Source organism: Pseudomonas sp. Irchel 3H9, from assembly GCF_900187495.1.
Taxonomy (GTDB): domain Bacteria; phylum Pseudomonadota; class Gammaproteobacteria; order Pseudomonadales; family Pseudomonadaceae; genus Aquipseudomonas; species Aquipseudomonas sivasensis.
Genome location: NZ_FYDK01000003.1, coordinates 630,902 through 649,749 on the forward strand (window position 1 = coordinate 630,902; position 18,848 = coordinate 649,749).

At 56.7% G+C, this 18,848-nt stretch carries 15 protein-coding genes; 5 read left to right on the forward strand and 10 right to left on the reverse strand.

Annotated features, from left to right (window positions below; genetic code table 11):
• Positions 1 to 14: 14 nt before the first annotated feature.
• From mnmE to rpmH, 5 genes are all read right to left on the reverse strand, one after another.
• The gene (gene mnmE / locus CKW32_RS14650) at positions 15 to 1,385 is read right to left on the reverse strand and encodes a tRNA uridine-5-carboxymethylaminomethyl(34) synthesis GTPase MnmE (RefSeq protein ID WP_032885154.1); all 1,371 of its coding nucleotides are present in this window, start codon (positions 1,383 to 1,385) and stop codon (positions 15 to 17) included.
• Positions 1,386 to 1,464: 79 nt separating this feature from the next.
• Entirely contained in the window at positions 1,465 to 3,147 is a 1,683-nt protein-coding gene (yidC, locus tag CKW32_RS14655; protein WP_032885153.1) for a membrane protein insertase YidC, read from the reverse strand.
• A 2-nt stretch (positions 3,148 to 3,149) separates the two neighbouring features.
• A complete protein-coding gene (gene yidD / locus CKW32_RS14660; RefSeq protein ID WP_010207715.1) occupies positions 3,150 to 3,395 on the reverse strand; it encodes a membrane protein insertion efficiency factor YidD in 246 nt (81 codons plus the stop codon).
• A complete protein-coding gene (gene rnpA / locus CKW32_RS14665; RefSeq protein WP_026013533.1) occupies positions 3,388 to 3,792 on the reverse strand; it encodes a ribonuclease P protein component in 405 nt (134 codons plus the stop codon). The genes yidD and rnpA overlap by 8 nt, the downstream gene beginning before the upstream one ends.
• Positions 3,793 to 3,808: 16 nt before the next feature.
• Positions 3,809 to 3,943, reverse strand: coding sequence for a 50S ribosomal protein L34 (rpmH, locus tag CKW32_RS14670; RefSeq protein ID WP_003213577.1), 135 nt, complete (start codon positions 3,941 to 3,943; stop codon positions 3,809 to 3,811).
• Positions 3,944 to 4,529: 586 nt separating this feature from the next.
• Here rpmH and dnaA point away from each other — a divergent pair.
• Genes dnaA through gyrB form a run of 4 tightly spaced genes read left to right on the forward strand, consistent with a single transcriptional unit; the run spans position 4,530 to position 10,738 of the window.
• On the forward strand, positions 4,530 to 6,050 hold the full coding sequence (gene dnaA, locus CKW32_RS14675; RefSeq protein ID WP_032885151.1) for a chromosomal replication initiator protein DnaA: 1,521 nt from the start codon (positions 4,530 to 4,532) through the stop codon (positions 6,048 to 6,050).
• A gap of 38 nt (positions 6,051 to 6,088) precedes the next feature.
• Positions 6,089 to 7,192, forward strand: coding sequence for a DNA polymerase III subunit beta (dnaN, locus tag CKW32_RS14680; protein ID WP_005783345.1), 1,104 nt, complete (start codon positions 6,089 to 6,091; stop codon positions 7,190 to 7,192).
• Positions 7,193 to 7,212: 20 nt separating this feature from the next.
• Positions 7,213 to 8,316: a DNA replication/repair protein RecF gene (gene recF, locus CKW32_RS14685; protein WP_012721452.1), complete on the forward strand. Its 1,104-nt coding sequence runs from the start codon at positions 7,213 to 7,215 to the stop codon at positions 8,314 to 8,316.
• A 4-nt stretch (positions 8,317 to 8,320) separates the two neighbouring features.
• Positions 8,321 to 10,738: a DNA topoisomerase (ATP-hydrolyzing) subunit B gene (gene gyrB / locus CKW32_RS14690; protein WP_032885149.1), complete on the forward strand. Its 2,418-nt coding sequence runs from the start codon at positions 8,321 to 8,323 to the stop codon at positions 10,736 to 10,738.
• A 103-nt stretch (positions 10,739 to 10,841) separates the two neighbouring features.
• Here the strand turns inward: gyrB and CKW32_RS14695 are convergent, their stop codons facing one another.
• Entirely contained in the window at positions 10,842 to 11,564 is a 723-nt protein-coding gene (locus CKW32_RS14695) for a response regulator transcription factor (protein ID WP_032885147.1), read from the reverse strand.
• Between the two features lie 379 nt (positions 11,565 to 11,943).
• On the opposite strand from CKW32_RS14695, the gene CKW32_RS14700 reads away from it, so the two are divergent.
• A complete protein-coding gene (locus tag CKW32_RS14700) occupies positions 11,944 to 14,226 on the forward strand; it encodes a CHASE2 domain-containing protein (RefSeq protein ID WP_095185269.1) in 2,283 nt (760 codons plus the stop codon).
• 179 nt (positions 14,227 to 14,405) lie between these two features.
• On the opposite strand, the gene CKW32_RS14705 is transcribed toward CKW32_RS14700, so the two are convergent.
• The 4 genes from CKW32_RS14705 to glyQ form a co-directional block, all read right to left on the reverse strand.
• Positions 14,406 to 15,176, reverse strand: a complete 771-nt coding sequence (locus CKW32_RS14705) for a 1-acyl-sn-glycerol-3-phosphate acyltransferase (protein ID WP_095185270.1) — start codon at positions 15,174 to 15,176, stop codon at positions 14,406 to 14,408.
• A gap of 82 nt (positions 15,177 to 15,258) precedes the next feature.
• Entirely contained in the window at positions 15,259 to 15,795 is a 537-nt protein-coding gene (gene gmhB / locus CKW32_RS14710; RefSeq protein WP_012721458.1) for a D-glycero-beta-D-manno-heptose 1,7-bisphosphate 7-phosphatase, read from the reverse strand.
• Positions 15,796 to 15,797: 2 nt separating this feature from the next.
• On the reverse strand, positions 15,798 to 17,852 hold the full coding sequence (glyS, locus tag CKW32_RS14715) for a glycine--tRNA ligase subunit beta (RefSeq protein ID WP_095185271.1): 2,055 nt from the start codon (positions 17,850 to 17,852) through the stop codon (positions 15,798 to 15,800).
• Positions 17,849 to 18,802 (reverse strand): glycine--tRNA ligase subunit alpha, encoded by a 954-nt coding sequence (glyQ, locus tag CKW32_RS14720; RefSeq protein WP_003213601.1) that lies wholly within the window; start codon positions 18,800 to 18,802, stop codon positions 17,849 to 17,851. The genes glyS and glyQ overlap by 4 nt, the downstream gene beginning before the upstream one ends.
• Between the last annotated feature and the right edge of the window lie 46 nt (positions 18,803 to 18,848).

Here is an 18,848-nt window from a genome sequence, read left to right on the forward strand (position 1 = left end):
TGTGGATAACGTTGCTATTTACCGATGCAGAAGCTGGAAAAGATCCGTCCCAACAAATCATCGGAGCTGAAGGCGCCGGTGATTTCCCCCAGCAGCTGCTGTGCCTGACGTAGATCCTCGGCCAGCAGCTCCCCTGCCCCCGCCAAGGTCAGCTGCGCGCGTCCGTGCTCAAGGGCCGCACTGGCATGACGCAGTGCCTCCAGGTGCCTGCGACGCGCACTGAAACTGCTTTCCGAGGTCTGCTCGTAACCCATGCAGGCCTTGAGATGGTCGCGCAGCAATTCCAGGCCATTACCCGCCGACTTGGCGCTCAGGCTGATCGTGACGTGGCCATCCTCACCCATTTCAAGCGCGATGGCTTCGCCTGTCAGGTCAGCCTTGTTGCGGATCAAGGTGACGTTAGCCGGGTCAGGTCGTTGTTCAAGAAACTCCGGCCAAAGGGCAAAAGGATCCGCAGCCTCAGGCGCAGTGGCATCAACCACCAGTAATACGCGGTCTGCTTCACTGATGGCTTTGAGGGCGCGCTCTACACCGATCTTTTCCACCTGGTCATCGGTATCGCGCAAGCCTGCGGTATCAACCACGTGCAGCGGCATGCCGTCGATGTGGATATGTTCGCGCAGGATGTCCCGGGTGGTGCCGGCAATCTCGGTGACGATGGCAGCCTCACGTCCGGCCAAGGCATTTAGAAGGCTGGACTTACCCGCGTTGGGGCGACCGGCAATGACCACCGTCATGCCATCGCGCAGCAAGGCGCCTTGCCCCGCTTCACGCAGCACTGTGGATAACTCCTCGCGGACTTTATCCAACATTGCCAATACGTGGCCATCGGCGAGGAAGTCGATCTCTTCCTCAGGAAAATCAATCGCCGCCTCTACGTAGATGCGCAGGCTGATCAATTGCTCGGTCAAGTTATGCACACGCAGGGAAAATGCCCCCTGCAGCGAACGCAACGCATTGCGTGCGGCCTGTGCGGAACTCGCTTCGATCAGGTCCGCGATAGCTTCGGCCTGGGCCAGATCGAGCTTGTCATTCAAGAACGCGCGTTCACTGAACTCACCCGGCCGGGCGAGACGGCAGCCTAATTGCAGGCAACGCTGCAGCAGCATATCCAGAACTACAGGACCACCGTGGCCTTGCAGTTCCAGGACATCCTCACCGGTGAAAGAGTTAGGTCCAGGGAAATAGAGGGCCAGGCCCTCATCCAATACGCTGTGGTCTGCATCCAGAAACGGGCCGTAATGGGCATACCGCGGTTTCAATTCCCGGCCGCTGATGGCCTTGGCTGCCATGCCGGCGAGGGGCCCGGAAATTCGAACGATACCCACACCGCCGCGACCTTGAGCGGTTGCGACAGCAGCGATGGTTTCACGAGGAGCGCTCATCAGCAGGTTCCAGAACAAAAGTGACGGAAAGCAAAACGCCCCACTAGGGGGCGTCTTGAGTGGTTATCCACAGAGTAAATTACGCCTCGGCTTTTTTGGTAGCCGCTTCGATTTTACGTGTGATGTACCACTGTTGAGAGATCGACAACACGTTGTTGACCACCCAGTACAGAACCAGACCAGCTGGGAACCACAGGAAGAAGAAGGTGAAGATGATTGGCATCATTTTCATCACTTTAGCCTGCATCGGATCCGGCGGTGTTGGGTTCAGACGCTGCTGGATGAACATGGTCGCGCCCATGATGATCGGCAGGATAAAGAATGGGTCCTTGATCGACAGATCAGTTATCCACAGCATGAACGGTGCCTGGCGCATTTCCACGCTTTCCAGGAGTACCCAGTACAGCGATAGGAACACCGGCATCTGCACCAGAATAGGCAAGCATCCACCCAACGGGTTGATCTTCTCTTTCTTGTACAGCTCCATCATGGCCTGCGACATTTTCTGCCGATCATCACCATGCTGCTCTTTCAACGCGGCCAGTTTCGGAGCCACGGCACGCATGCGAGCCATCGACTTGTAGCTGGCAGCCGACAGTGGGAAGAAGATCCCCTTAATCAGCATGGTCAGGAATATGATCGAGAAGCCCCAGTTACCCACAATGCTGTGGATATGTTGCAGCAGCCAGAAGATAGGCTGGGCAATGAACCACAGAATGCCGTAATCCACAGTCAGTTCCAGACCTGGGGACAACTCTTTCAGCACGGCCTGGCTTTTCGGGCCGGCGTACAGGGTAGCGCTGGTTTCAGCCTTGGCACCTGGAGCGACGGTCAACGCCGGGCCAGTAAAGCCAATGATGTAGTTACCTTGGCTGTCTTTACGGGTTTGAACCAGGTTGGCTTCACCCTTGTTCGGGATCCAGGCGGTCACGAAATAGTGTTGCAACCAGGCAACCCAGCCGCCTTGAACGGTTTCTTTCAGCGCGCCTTTGTCGATATCTTTCATCGACACTTTTTTGTACGGCTCGTTACTTGTCCACAGGGCTGCGCCCAAGTAGGTAGCGGTACCAGTAGCGGTGCTTGAAGAAGGATCGGAGCTGCCATCACGCTTGAGTTGGGCAAACAGATTGCCGCTCCAAGGTTTTTCGCTGGTGTTGTCGATCAGGTAAGTGACCTTCAGGTCGTACAAACCGCGAGTGAAACTGAAACGCTTGATGTAGTTGACGCCGTCGAGGCTGAATTTCAGGTCGACGTTCAACTGGTTTTGGCCATCAGCCAGTTGATAAACCTTCTTTTCGGTCGAATAAACCGGACGACCGGTAGCGCGCGCATCCGGACCATTAGTGCCGGTCAGACCGCTTTGCGCCAGATAAGTACGTTCACCACCGTTATCGAACAGTTGGAACGGTACATCCGGATGGTCTTGGCGACGTGGATACAGCGGCAGTTTCAACTGCGCGATATCACCACCTTGTGGGTCGATAGCCAAGTCGAGCACATCCGTTTTCACGAGGATGAGGTCTTTATTGGTGACCACTGGCGTTTCTAAAGGGGCGCTTGTCTCGCCATTCGCGCTGGGAACATCTGCACTCGCGGACGCATTGGTACCCAGCGGGGTGTCCGGAATAGCCGGGGCAGCCTGATTGGTAGCAACATTCTGAGTCGGCAGGGCAGCTTGGCCATAATCCTGGTTCCACTTAAGAACCATGACGTAGGACACGATTGCCAGGGCGACGATCAGGATCGTGCGTTTAATATCCATGATTACTCGGCCATCGAAGAAGAACGGGAGGTAGGGATAGGTGGAACCGGGTCATAACCACCGGGATTCCACGGATGACAGCGACCTAAACGACGAAAGGTCAGCCAGCCACCGCGCAGAAGACCATGATTTTCTATGGCTTCTAACGCGTAGCAGGAACAACTGGGGTAGAAACGACAGTGACTGGCCATCAGAGGACTAATGGCATAGCGATAAAACTGGATCGGAACGAGTGCCAGTTTACGCATTGGTACTGTCTACCCCTACAGTTTCGGTGCTGACTGCTGGTGCTGGTTTGTTGGTACGCGCCAGACGTTTCCAGAGCTTGCCGAAATGCTGAATCAATTCGGGGTTTTCTACATCCCCCAAGCCTTTGCGCGCGACGATAACAATATCCCAACCAACCAGAGTGTCCTGGTGGAGGCGAAACGATTCGCGCATCAGACGCTTGAGGCGATTGCGCTCAACGGAGAGCTTTACGCTCTTCTTGCCAATCACCAACCCGAGACGGGGGTGATCAAGATCGTTGTTACGCGCAAGGAGCAGGAGATTTTTCCCCGGAACCTTGCCGGTGGGGGAGTCAAAGACTGCCTTGAAGTGCCGGGGTGTTAGCAGACGCTTTTCCCGACTGAAGTCCTGACTCACCACCAGTACCGGATTATCAAACTGCCAGACGCGCACGACCTTTGGCGCGGCGACGCGACAGGACAGCACGGCCGTTCTTGGTAGCCATGCGAGCACGGAAGCCGTGAGTACGGGCGCGTTTGATGGTGCTTGGTTGGAAAGTACGTTTCATGGCGTTGTTACCTGGTTCGTCCACAACGGGCCGGAATGGCCCCCGTTTTAAGAGACCGGCGATTCTAGAGAAAGCAAGCCTCTAGGTCAATTTCCAACCAGCTTTTCCTTCAATTAGATCTCTATCGGGTAAAACCCCCTTTTCTATCCGCCTGGCTTCCATGAGCAATGTCATAGATATAAAAATAAAGAAGGAAGTTATTTAAAGCTTTTCTGTAAAGCTTATAAAAGCTAGGCAGGCCATCCTCTGTGGATAACTGCCTTGAGGCCATATTCCACTTGATGTACAGAGGATGACAACATGGGGGAGAAGCGGTGCTCTGCCTGTGCTGCGCTGTCGGATAAGCTGTGTGTGGAATGGCATGTTATCCACAGCCCAGTTACCCACAGACTTTCACCCCCACTTGTACAACGAGCTCAGGGCCGCTTATCCACAGACCTTATGCACAGACCACTGGTCGGCTTTTTCCGGGATAAGACATTGATTTTGGGTGCCCTGTGGGCAACCTACATGTGGATAAGTGGGCGGCTCGCCGCTACAATGGCGGCTGTTTTTGCCTCACCGGCTTTCAACTTAGGGGATATCCGTGTCAGTGGAACTTTGGCAGCAGTGCGTGGAGCTTTTGCGCGATGAGCTGCCTGCCCAGCAATTCAACACCTGGATCCGTCCGCTACAGGTCGAAGCCGAAGGCGACGAGTTGCGTGTCTACGCACCTAATCGTTTTGTTCTCGACTGGGTCAACGAGAAGTACCTGAGCCGCGTTCTCGAATTGCTCGACGAACACGGCAATGGCCTTGCGCCTGTGCTCTCCTTATTAATAGGCAGCAAACGCAGCTCGGCGCCTCGCGCTGCGCCGAATGCGCCATTGGCGGCGAGCGCTTCTCAAGCTCAGGCCGCAGCGGCACCTGTTAATAACTCGCCTGCTCCCGTTGCCCAGACGCCTTCCAAATCGGCGTCACAGAAAAACGCACCTATTAATGAAGAGCCGTCTCGCGACAGCTTTGACCCCATGGCTGGTGCCAGCTCGCAGCAGGCACCGATTCGCGCCGAACAGCGCACCGTACAGGTCGAAGGCGCGCTCAAGCACACCAGCTACTTGAACCGCACCTTTACCTTCGAGAATTTCGTCGAAGGTAAATCTAACCAGCTCGCTCGCGCCGCGGCCTGGCAAGTGGCGGATAACCCCAAGCATGGTTACAACCCGCTCTTCCTTTATGGTGGCGTGGGCTTGGGTAAAACTCACTTGATGCACGCTGTGGGTAACCACCTATTAAAGAAGAACCCGAATGCCAAGGTCGTTTACCTGCACTCGGAGCGCTTCGTAGCGGACATGGTTAAGGCCTTGCAGCTCAATGCCATCAACGAGTTCAAGCGGTTCTACCGTTCCGTTGACGCCTTGCTGATCGATGACATTCAGTTCTTTGCTCGTAAGGAACGTTCACAGGAAGAGTTTTTCCATACCTTCAACGCCCTGCTCGAAGGCGGCCAACAGGTCATCTTGACCAGTGACCGTTATCCGAAGGAAATCGAAGGCCTGGAAGAACGCTTGAAGTCGCGCTTTGGCTGGGGCCTCACCGTTGCGGTAGAGCCGCCGGAGCTGGAAACCCGCGTTGCGATCCTGATGAAAAAAGCCGATCAGGCAAAAGTCGATCTGCCACACGACGCTGCTTTCTTTATCGCACAGCGCATTCGTTCCAACGTGCGTGAACTCGAAGGCGCGCTCAAGCGAGTCATCGCACACTCGCATTTCATGGGGCGCGACATCACCATCGAGCTGATTCGCGAATCCTTGAAAGACTTGCTGGCACTGCAGGACAAACTGGTGAGTGTGGATAACATCCAGCGCACCGTGGCCGAGTACTACAAGATCAAGATTTCCGACCTGCTGTCCAAGCGCCGTTCTCGCTCGGTGGCTCGTCCGCGACAAGTGGCCATGGCCCTCTCTAAGGAGTTGACCAACCATAGCCTGCCGGAAATCGGCGATGTGTTTGGTGGTCGCGACCACACCACAGTCTTGCACGCATGCCGCAAGATCAACGAACTTAAGGAATCCGACGCGGATATTCGCGAGGACTACAAGAACCTGCTGCGTACACTGACCACTTGATGACACCAGCGCAGCTTATTAAGGCAAGGGACTAGACCATGCATTTCACCATTCAACGCGAAGCCCTGTTGAAACCCCTGCAACTGGTCGCAGGCGTCGTCGAGCGCCGACAGACCTTGCCGGTGCTCTCCAACGTATTGCTGGTTGTCGAAGGCCAGCAGTTGTCCCTGACTGGTACCGACCTGGAAGTCGAATTGGTTGGCCGCGTGCAGCTGGAAGAGCCTGCAGAGCCTGGCGAGATTACTGTGCCAGCGCGTAAGCTGATGGACATCTGCAAGAGTCTGCCGAACGACGCGCTGATCGACATTAAGGTTGATGAGCAGAAGTTGGTGGTCAAGGCAGGTCGCAGTCGTTTCACGCTGTCCACTTTACCGGCCAATGATTTCCCGACTGTGGAAGAAGGCCCAGGCTCACTGACCTGCAGCCTTGAGCAAAGTAAACTGCGCCGTCTTATCGAACGCACCAGCTTCGCCATGGCCCAGCAAGACGTGCGTTACTACCTCAACGGCATGTTGCTGGAAGTGTCGGAAGGCATCATCCGCGCCGTGGCCACCGACGGTCACCGTCTGGCGATGTGCTCGATGCGGGCTGATATCGGTCAACCTGATCGTCACCAGGTGATTGTTCCGCGTAAGGGTATTCTCGAACTGGCACGCCTGCTCACCGAGCCTGATGGCAATGTCAGCATCGTGCTGGGTCAGCACCATATCCGCGCGACCACCGGCGAATTCACGTTCACGTCCAAGCTGGTCGACGGCAAATTCCCGGATTACGAGCGTGTGCTGCCTAAAGGTGGTGACAAGTTGGTAATCGGTGATCGTCAGGCCCTGCGTGAAGCGTTCAGCCGTACCGCGATTCTTTCCAACGAAAAGTACCGTGGTATTCGTCTGCAATTGGCCAACGGTCAGTTGAAAATCCAGGCCAATAACCCGGAGCAGGAAGAAGCGGAAGAAGAAGTCGGCGTTGACTACAACGGTGGTTCCCTGGAAATCGGCTTCAACGTGAGCTACTTGCTGGACGTGTTGGGTGTGATGACCACTGAACAGGTTCGCCTGATCCTGTCTGACTCCAACAGCAGCGCTCTGGTGCAGGAATCCGACAACGACGACTCGGCTTATGTTGTTATGCCGATGCGCCTGTAATCATGCTCAGCAGAAGCTAGATGTCCCTTAGTCGCGTCTCGGTCACCGCGGTGCGCAATTTGCATCCGGTGACCTTCTCCCCCTCCCCCCGCATCAACATCCTCCACGGCGCCAACGGTAGTGGCAAAACCAGCGTGCTGGAAGCCATCCACCTGCTAGGGCTTGCCCGTTCCTTTCGCAGTGCCCGCTTGTTGCCGGTGATTCAGTACGAACAACTGGCCTGCACGGTCTTTGGCCAAGTCGAACTGGCAGAAGGAGGCCACAGCAGCCTGGGGATTTCTCGTGATCGCGGCGGTGAGTTCCAGATTCGCATCGACGGGCAAAATGCTCGCAGTGCTGCGCAACTGGCAGAGATCCTGCCGTTGCAACTGATCAACCCTGACAGCTTCCGATTACTGGAAGGTGCGCCGAAAATCCGCAGGCAGTTCCTCGACTGGGGAGTGTTCCACGTGGAACCACGATTCATGGCCACATGGCAGCGCCTGCAGAAGGCCCTGCGGCAGCGGAACTCGTGGCTGCGGCATGGTACACTTGACGCCGCTTCGCAAGCGGCCTGGGACCGGGAATTGTGCCTGGCCAGCGATGAAATAGATGAATACCGCCGCGCCTATATCAAAGCCTTGAAACCAGTCTTTGAGCAGACCTTGAGTGAGTTGTTGGATCTCGAGGGGCTGACGCTGAGTTACTACCGTGGTTGGGATAAAGAGCGTGAGCTGAGTGCAGTGCTCGCGACTTCCCTGCAACGGGATCAGCAAATTGGCCATACCCAGGCCGGACCCCAACGGGCTGATTTGCGTCTTAGATTAGGCGCACACAATGCTGCGGACATCTTGTCCCGTGGCCAGCAGAAGTTGGTGGTGTGTGCACTGCGTATCGCCCAGGGTCATCTGGTTAGCCAAGCCCGACGTGGTCAGTGTATTTATCTGGTGGATGACTTGCCGTCTGAACTCGACGAGCAACATCGCCGTGCGTTATGCCGCTTGTTGGAAGAATTACGCTGCCAGGTTTTTATCACCTGTGTAGACCACGAATTATTGAGGGAAGGCTGGCAGACGGAAACGCCAGTCGCTTTGTTCCACGTGGAACAAGGCCGTATCACCCAGACCCACGACCATCGGGAGTGAAGGCATGAGCGAAGAAAACACGTACGACTCGACCAGCATTAAAGTGCTGAAAGGTTTGGATGCCGTACGCAAACGTCCCGGTATGTACATTGGCGACACTGATGACGGTAGCGGTCTGCACCACATGGTGTTCGAGGTGGTCGACAACTCCATCGACGAAGCTTTGGCCGGTCACTGCGACGACATCAGCATCATCATCCACCCGGACGAATCCATCACCGTGCGCGACAACGGTCGTGGCATTCCGGTAGATGTGCACAAAGAAGAAGGTGTTTCGGCAGCAGAGGTCATCATGACCGTGCTCCACGCCGGCGGTAAGTTCGACGATAACTCCTATAAAGTATCTGGCGGTTTGCACGGTGTGGGTGTATCGGTAGTGAATGCTCTGTCCGAAGAGCTGATCCTGACCGTTCGCCGTAGCGGAAAGATCTGGGAACAGACCTACGTCCACGGTGTTCCACAGGAGCCGATGAAAATCGTTGGCGACAGTGAAACCACCGGTACTCAGATTCATTTCAAGCCGTCCGATGAAACATTCAAGAATATCCACTTCAGCTGGGACATTCTGGCCAAGCGTATTCGCGAACTCTCCTTCCTCAACTCCGGTGTGGGTATCGTCCTTAAGGACGAGCGCAGCGGCAAGGAAGAGCTGTTCAAGTACGAAGGTGGTCTGCGTGCATTCGTTGAATACCTGAACACCAACAAGACTGCGGTCAACCAGGTGTTTCACTTCAACATCCAGCGCGATGACGGCATCGGCGTGGAAATCGCCCTGCAGTGGAACGACAGCTTCAACGAGAACCTGTTGTGCTTCACCAACAACATTCCCCAGCGCGATGGCGGCACTCACTTGGTGGGTTTCCGTTCCGCGCTGACGCGTAACCTGAACACCTACATCGAAGCCGAAGGCCTGGCGAAGAAGCATAAAGTTGCTACCACCGGTGACGATGCGCGTGAAGGTTTGACCGCGATTATCTCGGTGAAAGTGCCGGATCCTAAGTTTAGTTCCCAGACTAAAGACAAGCTGGTGTCTTCCGAAGTGAAGACAGCCGTTGAACAGGAAATGGGTAAATACTTCTCGGACTTCCTGCTGGAGAATCCGAACGAAGCCAAGCTGGTCGTCGGTAAGATGATCGATGCTGCGCGTGCCCGGGAAGCCGCGCGTAAGGCTCGCGAGATGACCCGTCGTAAAGGCGCGTTGGATATCGCCGGCTTGCCGGGCAAACTGGCTGACTGCCAGGAAAAAGACCCTGCCCTCTCCGAACTGTACTTGGTGGAAGGTGACTCTGCTGGCGGTTCCGCCAAGCAGGGTCGTAACCGTCGCACCCAGGCTATCCTGCCGTTGAAGGGTAAGATCCTTAACGTAGAGAAAGCTCGCTTCGACAAGATGATTTCCTCCCAGGAAGTTGGCACCTTGATCACGGCGTTGGGCTGCGGTATCGGTCGCGACGAGTACAACATCGATAAGCTGCGCTATCACAACATCATCATCATGACCGATGCTGACGTCGACGGCTCTCACATCCGTACTCTGCTGCTGACTTTCTTCTTCCGTCAGTTGCCGGAGCTGATCGAGCGTGGCTACATCTACATCGCCCAGCCACCTTTGTACAAAGTGAAAAAGGGTAAGCAAGAGCAATACATCAAAGACGACGACGCCATGGAAGAGTACATGACGCAGTCGGCCCTGGAAGATGCGAGCCTGCACTTGAACGACGAAGCACCGGGTATTTCCGGTGAGGCGTTGGAGCGTCTGGTTAACGATTTCCGCATGGTGATGAAGACCCTCAAGCGGCTGTCGCGCCTATACCCACAGGAACTGACCGAACACTTCATCTATCTGCCGGCCGTGAGCCTGGAGCAGTTGGGCGATCATGCAGCGATGCAGGAGTGGCTGGCCCAGTACGAAGTACGTCTGCGCACTGTGGAGAAATCTGGCCTGGTGTACAAAGCCAGTCTGCGTGAAGACCGTGAACGTAACGTATGGCTGCCAGAGGTCGAACTGATCTCCCATGGTCTGTCGAACTACGTCACCTTCAACCGCGACTTCTTCGGCAGCAATGACTACAAAACTGTGGTCACCTTGGGCGCGCAACTCAGCACCCTGCTGGACGACGGCGCCTACATTCAGCGTGGCGAGCGTAAGAAAGCAGTCAAGGAGTTCAAAGAGGCCCTGGACTGGTTGATGGCAGAAAGCACCAAGCGCCACACCATCCAGCGATACAAAGGTTTGGGTGAGATGAACCCTGATCAATTGTGGGAAACCACCATGGACCCTGCTCAGCGTCGCATGCTGCGCGTGACCATCGAAGACGCCATTGGGGCAGACCAGATCTTCAACACCCTGATGGGGGATGCGGTCGAGCCTCGCCGTGACTTCATCGAGAGTAATGCTCTGGCAGTGTCTAACCTGGATTTCTGATCCAGGCGAGACCCACAGAAAAAAGGCCAACGCTATGCGTTGGCCTTTTTTATTACGTGAAAATCAGTTTTTCTAAAATGCTCCACGTGGAACATCACCGTTTTCACCCATGGGAAGCTGTCGCCACACTCTCCAAACGGTACCCATACCCATAGATCGTCAACAGCTGCCAACCCCTGTCAGCAGTAAGCCCCAGCTTGTTACGCAACCGATAGATATGCGTATCCAAGGGTCTCGATGACACCATTTCTTCATGGGTCCAGAACCGCTCATAGAGGTACTCGCGGGACAGTGGCCGGGCCAGGTTGGCGAACAAGCAGCTCGCCAAGCGGTATTCCCGCTCGGTGAGGTTGATCGGTTTTCCCGCACGAGTGACGGTCAATTCGGCATCGTCAAAGGTCAGATCATTGAAGCTCTGTACTTCCTGGGTCGCCGGCTTCTGCAGGCCATGGCGACGTAGAACGGCGGTCACCCGAGCCTTCAGTTCATTGGGGCGAAAGGGTTTGCTGACGTAATCATCGGCGCCACTGTTCAACGCGGTGACGATATCGCTTTCAGCATCGCGGCTAGTGAGCATGATCACGGCGGGTGGGGACTCCATGTGTTCACGGGTCCAGCGCAGCAATGCGATGCCAGTGATATCGGGCAGTTGCCAGTCGAGTATCAGCAGGTCAAAGGTTTCCCGACGCAATTGGCGCAGCAGGTCTTCGCCACGCTCGAAGCAATGAAGGGTCCAGGGCTGTTCGGCGGTGCTGGGGATTTGTCGCAGTGTCTGTTCCACCCGTCTCAATTCAGCGGGTTCGTCATCCAGTATTGCGACACGCATGGGTGGGTCCTTTCTTCTCGAAGAGTACTGCAGCCGTAGTGAAGGCACGTACTGCACAGATGCCGGTCGTCGAATCTGAAGAATTGTGCGCAGATTCGTCGGCCCCTTGGATCTCTCGGTACGCTGGGATCAATAAGTGATTAACCCAGTTAAAGTCCTCGGTACCTACGTGGGAAAGATACCGGCTCCAAGCCTTAAGGAAAAGGATCAGCCGACGCGTGCGCTGTCGTAAACTCCTGTGCCCTGATAGTGGATGCCCTTTGGAATTCGCACCTTTACGAGTCCCAAGCAGTAAAACTTTTCCACCGCGTCAAAAATGAGCTTCACTGGGCGCTATGCCACCTTCTACCGCATGCCAACAACAGGGACACGCTGATCAATGATGCTCTGGGGCAAGGCCGAAAAACGTCAACCCACCCATGCCCAACGGCTGTTCCACGGTCTGGTTCGTGAGTGGTTGTGGATCGGTTTGCTGTTGTTGCCGATCACAGCCTACCTCTCAATGAGTACTGGCCTGGCTTTGAACAACCCGCTGTATGACAGCCTTCGCCGTCTAACACCGCTGCCGGTGGATCCGCGTATCTTGCTGGTTACTATCGATGACTCCAGCCTGAAGAAGCTCGGCCAGTGGCCTTGGCCCCCTAGTTTGCACGCCGACCTGATCGATCGTCTGAGCGCTGCACAACCCGCCAGCATTCTGTTGGATGTAATCTTCAGCGATCCCGCCGATCCCCTCCAAGAAAAACGTTTGGCAGATGCGGTGTGCAACGCCGGCAACGTACTGTTGCCCTTGGGGCGTGACGACTCTGCCAGTTATAGCCCACCCAGAGTACAAATGCGGCCGCTGCTCAAATGTGCCAAGGGGGTTGGGCATATCAACGTGGAGGCTGACAGCGATGGCGTGGTGCGCAGCCTTTATTTACGTGAGGGCCCACCCAATGCGACGGCACCTCAGTTGGCGTGGTTGGCGTTCACGATGAGCGGCCAGCCTTCAGAGATGCCAGGTGAGCCTGTGGATTCGAATTCCCAGGATTGGCATCGAGAGTATGCAGTTCGCATCCCGTATATCGCCCCCGACAGCCATTTTCCAAGCGTGTCTTATGTCAGCGTATTACGTGGAGAAGTCTCCCCCGAGCGCCTGCGCAATCGCCTGATTCTGGTAGGAGCGCCAGCATCGGGAATGGGCGATCGCTATGTCACGCCGCTCTCACCCATGGTGGGAACCACGGCGGGCGTGGAGATTCAGGCCAACGTGCTCAATGGATTGCTGCAAGGTCGCAGCATTGTGGACTTGCCCGACTGGGTGGCAGCCCTGATGGCAACATCCCTGGTGGCGGCACTACTGGGGCTGCTGCTCTACCGCCCACGCTTTGCACTGTGGATGACCCTTGGTTGTATGTTCACGGCTTTGCTCGGCTCATTTGCCCTATTGCGTATCGGCTACTGGTGGTCGCCTGCGGCCTGCCTGATCGGATTGCTGCTCAGCTACCTGATCTGGAACTGGCGACGTCTCAGCGTGATCCTGGCGTACTTTGGCTGGGAGTTGGCCCGATTGGATGACGAACCCAAAGTTCTGCCCGAGCGCCGACGTGCGCCTGCCAGCAAAGGTGATGTGTTGCAGGGGCGCATCTTTGCCCTAGAGCAAGCGGTAAGCCGTACAAGGGACACACGACGCTTTATGGCCGATGGGCTGGAGTGCCTGCCGGTGGCGACGCTGATCACAGACACACAAGGCAATATCCTGCTGGCCAATCGCATTGCCCGCGACGTGTTCGGCAGCGATCTGGTCAACCAAAACCTATTGGACCAATTGGTTGATCTGGGTTATCCACCCCTGCACAACGGCGTGCGTCCTGCCCTTTCTGCGTTGGAGCTTGTTGAGTTCCGTGATATTCACCAACGCAGCCTGCGCATGGAGCTTGCTCCTTTACTACCTGCCGAAGGGGATGTAGCGCTGGGTTGGTTGCTAAGCCTCACAGACCTGAGCAAAGAGCGCGAGGCCCAGCAGCACCGGGAAACCATGCTGCGTTTCCTTTCCCATGATCTGCGTGCACCGCACTCGGCGATCCTCGCGCTGCTCGACGTGCACAACGCCGAGTCGCCAGTATTTTCTCAGATTGAGCAGCAAGTACGCCGAGCCTTGAGCCTGACCGAATCCTTCGTCCAGTTGGCGAAAGCGGAGGCCGATGGTTACCACTTCCAACCGACGCTGTTTGCCATGCTGGTAATGGATGCTTTTGACCAGGTAGCACTGATCGCCCAGCTCAAAGGTATTCACCTGGTCCACGATCTTGAAGAGGCGGATGAAGGGATGGTGTCAGCCGATCAGTCCCTACTCACTCGCGCGTTATTCAATGTGCTGGAGAACGCGATCAAGTACTCGCCATCCGGCACCACCGTCCGGTTGAGACACAGCAGCGAACAAGGTTGGTTGGAATGCCTTATCAGCGACCAGGGCCCCGGGATAGCCTCCAAGGATTTACCGGAGCTGTTCAGCCAGTACAAACGCTTTGATTCAGCCCACGGCAGCGAAGGGTTGGGGCTAGGGCTCACCATGGTCAAGGCAGTCGTGGAGCGCCATGGAGGACGTATCGAATGTGAAAGCACCCTAGGCAAAGGCACCACATTCAGACTGCAATTGCCCTTGCTGGAAGACTGTTAAAACGTCCTTTTCTGCTGTGCATAAAAAACCGGTCACAAGGACCGGTTTTTTTATGCGGAAAAAACTTATGCACGTTTTTCGAGATTTTATCGGCTCTGGAAATATGTAAGTAAATCAGCTTCTTATGACTCAAAAAAGCTGATTCGCCAACAAACCGTACACAGGTTATCCACAGATCCTCATATCACCGGCGTATCCACAACAACTGGCTCTGGCGGTAGAGAACCCATGGCCCGCTGCTGTGCCTCATTCCACGCCTGGGCGCGCTCATTCAGCGCTGCAATAGCGCGTGGGCCTTCGCCTTCTGCGTACATTGGCTCGCCAATCACCACCGTGATGGTGCCCTCGCGTTTTGCCCAACCGGTCTTCGGCCAGAACCTGCCGGCGTTATGTGCAATCGGCAACACCGGCAGGTTGGCGTTGACCGCCAATGCTGTACCGCCACGGGAGAACTTGCCTACGGTCCCGAAGGGGACTCGTGTTCCTTCCGGAAAGATCAGCACCCACACGCCGTCTTTGAGCAGCTCATCGCCCTTCTTGGCGACATGCTTGAGCGCTGCCTTGGGGTTGTCACGGTCGATAGCAATCGGGCGCAACATGGCCATGGCCCAGCCGAAGAACGGCACGTACAGCAGTTCACGCTTGAGCACTTGGCTCAATGGCGAGAAGTAAGCCGAGAGAAAGAAGGTCTCCCAGGTGCTCTGGTGATTCGACAAAATCACGCACGGCTGGTCCGGTACGTTTTCCGCGCCCTTGACCTCGAAACGAATGTTCAGGAACACCTTGGTCAGCCACAACGCGCAGCGGCACCAATAGACGTTGATAAAGCGATAGCGCGCCTTGAACGGCAGGAACGGCGCAATAAAAAAGCTCAGGGTGCACCAGAGAAACGAACTGGTGCCCAGCAGCAGGTAAAAGAAAAAGGTTCTGATGGCCTGCAAAATCGACATGGCGGCATTTACCGTTGCGGGACAGGGCCCGCCTGTTAAAAGCGCACTCCCGAACAGTCCTTGGTCAGGAAGTCGAGGGCGGCTAGTTGTTGATAAGTTCTGCGGCAACCGCCGCCAGATCGTCAAAAATCAAGGTGCCTACCGGCAGGTTTTTCGCCTGGGTCTTTTCGCCTTTCCCGGTCTTTACCAAAACTGGCTGAGAGTCGACGGCTTTGGCCGCCTCCAGGTCACCGAGGCTGTCCCCGACGAACCATATCCCAGCCAAGGGCACCTTGTAATGTTCTGCAATGGTTTTCAACATGCCAGGTTTGGGTTTGCGGCAATCGCAGCCCTCATCCGGCCCGTGAGGGCAGTAAACCACCAGCCCCACCTCACCGCCCTGCTCCGCCACCAGCGTGCGCAAGCGCGCGTGCATGGCGTCCAGGGTAGCGATGTCGTAATAGCCACGGGCAATGCCGGACTGGTTGGTGGCGATGGCCACCGTCCAGCCGGCTTTGCTCAACTGCGCGATGGCCTCGATCGAACCGGGCAGTGGAATCCATTCCGCCACCGACTTGATGTAAGCGTCGGAGTCGTAGTTGATCACCCCGTCCCGATCGAGAATCAGCAGTTTCAACATGGTCAGCTCAATGTCGAAATGTCAGCGATGTTGACGAACAAGCCGCGCAGACGCGCCAGCATGGCGTAACGGTTTTTCCGCACGCCGGCATCTTCGGCATTGATCATCACGGCTTCGAAGAACGCATCCACCGGCTCACGCAGGGTGGCCAGGCGCGCCAGCGCTTCGGCGTAATTACGCTCGGCGATCAGCGGCTTGACGGCGTTTTCTGCCTTGGCGATGGCCGAATTCAGCGAGAACTCTTTGGCATCGGCAAACAGGCCAGGGTCGACGTCGCCATTGCCCAGGCCTTCGGCCTTGCTTAGCAGGTTCGACACACGCTTGTTCACAGCGGCCAGGGCATCGGCTTCCGGCAACTTACGGAAGGCCTGTACGGCTTGTACGCGCTGATCGAAGTCCAGCGCCGAACCCGGCTGCAGGGCGCGAACCGACAGGTAGACGGAAACGTCCACGCCTTCGTCTTCGTAACGCGCACGCAGGCGGTCGAACACGAACTCCAGCACTTGCTCGGCCAGACCCGCTTGCTTGACCTTGGTACCGAACTGACCCACCGCGAACACGATGGCCTGTGTCAGGTCCAGGTCGAGCTTCTTGTCGATCAGGATACGCAGCACGCCCAATGCCGCACGGCGCAGGGCGTACGGGTCTTTGCTACCGGTAGGCAGCATGCCGATACCGAAGATGCCCACCAGGGTATCCAGCTTGTCGGCGATGGCCACGGCCGCACCGGTCAAGGTAGTTGGCAGTTCTGCACCAGCACCGCGTGGCATGTACTGCTCGTTCAGCGCCAGGGCGACGTCTTCGGCCTCGCCATCGTTGAGGGCGTAGTAGTAGCCGGCAACACCTTGCATCTCTGGGAATTCGCCGACCATCTCGGTCGCCAGGTCGCACTTGGACAGCAAACCAGCGCGGGCGGCCGAGGCCGCATCGCCGCCGATGCGTGGTGCGATGTAGGCAGCGAGTTTGGAAACACGCACAGCCTTGTCGTAGACGCTACCGAGTTTTTCCTGGAACACCACGTTTTGCAGGCGCAGGTTGAAGTCTTCGAGCTTCTGCTTCTTGTCTTGCTTGAAGAAGAACTCAGCGTCAGTCAGTCGCGGGCGAACGACTTTCTCGTTACCGGCGATGATCTGCTGCGGGTCTTTGCTTTCAATGTTGGCTACGGTGATAAAGCGCGGCAGCAACTTACCGTCCACGTCCAGCAGGCAGAAGTACTTCTGGTTGTCCTGCATGGTGGTGATCAGTGCTTCTTGCGGCACATCGAGGAAGCGCTCTTCGAACGAGCACACCAGCGGCACAGGCCATTCAACCAGCGCGGTCACTTCGTCGAGCAGGCTTGGCGGCACGATGGCGGTGCCTTCCTGCAGGCGGGCCAGTTCTTCGGTGCGCTTGCTGATCAGCTCGCGACGCTCGTTGGCGTCGGCCAGCACATAGGCTGCACGCAGATCGGCGGCATAGTTCGCCGGCGAGGTGATGCGTACGGCTTCTGGATGGTGGAAGCGGTGACCGCGGGAATCTCGGCCGGCCTTCTGGGCGAGGATGGTGCAGTCAATGACCTGGTCACCGAGCAGCATCACCAGCCATTGGGTTGGGCGGACGAATTCTTCTTTACGTGCACCCCAGCGCATGCGCTTGGGGATCGGCAGGTCGTTCAGGGAGTCTTCAACGATGGTCGGCAGCAGGCTGGCAGTCGGCTTACCGGTGATGACCTGGCTGAAACGCAGTTTCGGACCACTCTGGTCGATCTCACTCAGTTCCACGCCACACTTCTTGGCAAAACCAAGGGCAGCCTGGGTCGGATTGCCTTCAGCGTCGAAAGCCGCCTGGCGCGGCGGGCCGTCGAGGTTAATGCTGCGGTCCGGTTGCTGGGTTTCCAGCGCGGTCAGCAACACGGCCAGGCGACGTGGCGCGGCGTAGACTTTCTTGGCTTCAAACTTCAGGCCAGCGCTTTGCAGGCCTTTTTCGATCCCGGCCAGGAACGCATCGGCCAGGGTGTTGAGTGCCTTCGGTGGCAGCTCTTCGGTGCCCAGTTCAACCAGGAAATCTTGAGCACTCATTGTGCAGCCTCCAGCTTAGCCAACACTTCATCACGCAGGTCCGGGGTTGCCATCGGGAAGCCCAGCTTGGCGCGAGCCAGCAGGTAGGCTTGGGCGACGGAACGCGCCAGGGTGCGTACACGCAGGATGTATTGCTGGCGCGCGGTTACCGAGATGGCACGGCGGGCGTCCAGCAGGTTGAAGGTATGGGACGCCTTCAACACCATTTCATAGCTTGGCAGCGGCAGCGGCTGATCGAGTTCGATCAGACGCTTGGCTTCGCTTTCGTAGAAGTCGAACAGTTCGAACAGCTTCTCGACGTTGGCGTGTTCGAAGTTGTAGGTGGATTGCTCCACTTCGTTCTGGTGGAACACATCGCCGTAGGTCACTTTGCCGAACGGGCCGTCAGCCCACACCAGGTCGTAGACCGAGTCCACGCCTTGCAGGTACATGGCCAGGCGCTCAAGGCCGTAGGTGATTTCGCCGGTCACCGGGTAGCACTCGATGCCACCGGCTTGCTGGAAGTAAGTGAACTGCGTCACTTCCATGCCGTTGAGCCAGACTTCCCAGCCCAAGCCCCAGGCGCCCAGGGTCGGCGACTCCCAGTTGTCTTCGACAAAGCGGATATCGTGGACCAGCGGATCCAGGCCAACATGCTTGAGCGAGCCCAGGTACAGTTCCTGGAAATTGTCCGGGTTCGGCTTCAATACCACCTGGAACTGGTAGTAGTGCTGCAGACGGTTCGGGTTTTCGCCGTAGCGGCCGTCAGTCGGGCGACGACTGGGCTGCACATAAGCGGCGTTCCAGGTTTCCGGGCCAATGGCCCGCAGGAAGGTAGCGGTGTGGAAAGTGCCGGCGCCTACTTCCATATCGTAGGGCTGAAGTACCACACAACCTTGCTCGGCCCAGTATTGCTGGAGGGCGAGGATCAAGTCTTGGAAGGTACGCACGGCTGGCGTAGGCTGGCTCACGAAATTCACCTGTTACTTGGGCTGCGATTTAAAGAGCGGGAGTATA

Coding starts and splice junctions, on each gene's coding strand:
- mnmE (WP_032885154.1), bottom strand. CDS start 1,385: ATGAGCGCTCCTCGTGAAACCATCGCTGCTGTCGCAACCGCTCAAGGT.
- yidC (WP_032885153.1), bottom strand. CDS start 3,147: ATGGATATTAAACGCACGATCCTGATCGTCGCCCTGGCAATCGTGTCC.
- yidD (WP_010207715.1), bottom strand. CDS start 3,395: ATGCGTAAACTGGCACTCGTTCCGATCCAGTTTTATCGCTATGCCATT.
- rpmH (WP_003213577.1), bottom strand. CDS start 3,943: ATGAAACGTACTTTCCAACCAAGCACCATCAAACGCGCCCGTACTCAC.
- dnaN (WP_005783345.1), top strand. CDS start 6,089: ATGCATTTCACCATTCAACGCGAAGCCCTGTTGAAACCCCTGCAACTG.
- recF (WP_012721452.1), top strand. CDS start 7,213: ATGTCCCTTAGTCGCGTCTCGGTCACCGCGGTGCGCAATTTGCATCCG.
- gyrB (WP_032885149.1), top strand. CDS start 8,321: ATGAGCGAAGAAAACACGTACGACTCGACCAGCATTAAAGTGCTGAAA.
- CKW32_RS14695 (WP_032885147.1), bottom strand. CDS start 11,564: ATGCGTGTCGCAATACTGGATGACGAACCCGCTGAATTGAGACGGGTG.
- CKW32_RS14700 (WP_095185269.1), top strand. CDS start 11,944: ATGATGCTCTGGGGCAAGGCCGAAAAACGTCAACCCACCCATGCCCAA.
- CKW32_RS14705 (WP_095185270.1), bottom strand. CDS start 15,176: ATGTCGATTTTGCAGGCCATCAGAACCTTTTTCTTTTACCTGCTGCTG.
- gmhB (WP_012721458.1), bottom strand. CDS start 15,795: ATGTTGAAACTGCTGATTCTCGATCGGGACGGGGTGATCAACTACGAC.
- glyS (WP_095185271.1), bottom strand. CDS start 17,852: ATGAGTGCTCAAGATTTCCTGGTTGAACTGGGCACCGAAGAGCTGCCA.